This is a genomic window from Streptomyces sp. UH6 (genome assembly GCF_013421635.1).
In the GTDB taxonomy this organism is placed as follows: Bacteria; Actinomycetota; Actinomycetes; order Streptomycetales; family Streptomycetaceae; genus Streptomyces; species Streptomyces abyssomicinicus.
Genome location: NZ_JACADT010001104.1, coordinates 1 through 1774 on the forward strand (window position 1 = coordinate 1; position 1774 = coordinate 1774).

Here is a 1774-nt window from a genome sequence, read left to right on the forward strand (position 1 = left end):
GCCACCACCAGGCCGCCGACGGCGGCCTTGACGCGTCTGCGCCGCGCGGCGTGGGCCCGGTGCCGGTCCAGGTCGGGGCCGGTACGCCAGCCCTGCGGCACCTCGCCCCGCGCCTCCTGTTCCCTGAGCCGCGCGGTCACCATGCGGGCTCGCGCGGAGGGCTCCTTCGGGGCCTCGCCGGCCGTTCCCTCGGCGCTCTCCCGCAGGAATCGGGCCAGTTCCTCGTCGGACAGGTGCTCGGACACGGTTCTCCCCTCCCTGGCCGCCTCGTGGTCGCGACCGAAGATCCAGAGCGGCAGGTTAGGGGACGTCGCCCGGTGGTCCGGCGAGGGGGTCTCCCCCGTCCTTGACAGCCGTCGGACGCACCGGCAGCATTCCGTATACCAGAAGTACAGTTCCACACAACGGAAGTCGGGTAGCGCGAACTACACGAGGGGTACCGCTCCATGGGTCTCGCCGGTCAGCGATACACCGTCAATCTCTCGATGCTCTTCACGGAGCTCCCGCTCCTGGACCGGCCCGCGGCGGCGGCCGCCGCGGGGTTCGGCGCCGTGGAGCTGTGGTGGCCGTGGCCCGGTGAACCGACGCCTGCCCCCGGGCGCCTGGACGCGCTGGGCGAGGCACTGGAGAAGGCCGGGGTGCACCTCACCGGACTGAACTTCTACGCCGGGCTGCTGCCGGGCCCCGACCGCGGCGCGCTGAGCCTGCCGGGTGCGGAGTCGGAGCGGTTCCGGGCCAACGTGGAGGCGGCCGTGGAGTTCGCCGGCCCGCTGGGCTGCCGGGCGCTGAACGCGCTGTACGGCAACCGGCTCGAGGGCGTCGACCCGGCCGAGCAGGACGAACTGGCGCTGGAGAACCTGGCGTTCGCGGCCCGCGCGGCGGACCGGATCGGCGCCGTGGTGCTGGTCGAGGCGCTCAACGGGCGGGAGTCGCCGCGGTATCCGCTGGTGTCGGCGGCCGGGGCGGTGGAGGTCGCGCACCGGGTCGACGAGCGCACCGGTCTCGGCAACTGCCGTTTCCTGATGGACCTTTACCACCTGGCGATGAACGGTGAGGACCTGCCCGCGGTGATCGACCGGTACGCGCCGGTCACCGGCCACGTGCAGATCGCCGACCGGCCCGGCCGCGGCGCGCCCGGCACGGGGCGGCTGCCGCTGCCCCGTCTGCTGGAGCGGCTCCGCGCGGCGGGCTACGACGGGTGGGTGGGCCTGGAGTACGCGCCCGGCGCCCGGACGGGCGAGGAGGCGTTCGCCTGGCTCCCCCGCGAGGCACGCCGTCCGCGCCGGCACGACTGACAGTCACCCGAACGGCGGTTGGAGGACCGGATGGGCAACACGCTTCCCAGGGTCGCCTGGATAGGCCTCGGCATCATGGGCTCCCCCATGGCCGAGAACCTCCTGCGGGCCGGCTACCGGGTCACCGGCCACACCCTGGAGCCCGAGAAGCTCGCCCGGCTGGCCGCCGCGGGCGGGGTGCCGGCGGCCTCGGTGGCCGAGGCCGTCCGGGAGGCCGATGTGGTGATCACCATGGTCCCCGCCTCCCCCGAGGTGGAGGCGGTGGCCCACGGGCCGGGGGGCATCCTGCGGCACGCCCGTCCGGGGGCCTTGCTGATCGACATGTCCTCGATCACTCCGAGCACCTCGATGGAGCTGGCCCGGGCGGCGGCGGAGCGGGGGCTGCGGGTCCTGGACGCCCCGGTGTCCGGCGGCGAGGCGGGGGCCGTGGAGGGCACCCTGTCGGTCATGGTCGGCGGCCGCAGGGACGACTTCGACGC

Annotated in this window: 2 protein-coding genes and 1 pseudogene; 2 read left to right on the top strand and 1 reads right to left on the bottom strand. The window is 74.7% G+C overall.

Features of this window, described 5'->3' with window-relative positions:
• Nucleotides 1-245 (bottom strand): annotated as a pseudogene (locus HW445_RS29660) (hypothetical protein); the annotation flags it as partial.
• Between the two features lie 201 nt (nt 246-446).
• On the opposite strand from HW445_RS29660, the gene HW445_RS29665 reads away from it, so the two are divergent.
• Together HW445_RS29665 and HW445_RS29670 are read left to right on the top strand one after the other, a co-directional pair.
• The gene (locus tag HW445_RS29665; protein WP_180223906.1) at nt 447-1295 is read left to right on the top strand and encodes a TIM barrel protein; all 849 of its coding nucleotides are present in this window, start codon (nt 447-449) and stop codon (nt 1293-1295) included.
• A 30-nt stretch (nt 1296-1325) separates the two neighbouring features.
• The coding region (locus HW445_RS29670) for an NAD(P)-dependent oxidoreductase (protein WP_180223907.1) at nt 1326-1774 on the top strand (449 nt) is incomplete at its 3' end.

What these genes read in the sequence shown, in the direction of transcription:
- HW445_RS29665 (WP_180223906.1), top strand. Translation starts at nt 447, where the DNA reads ATGGGTCTCGCCGGTCAGCGATACACCGTCAATCTCTCGATGCTCTTC.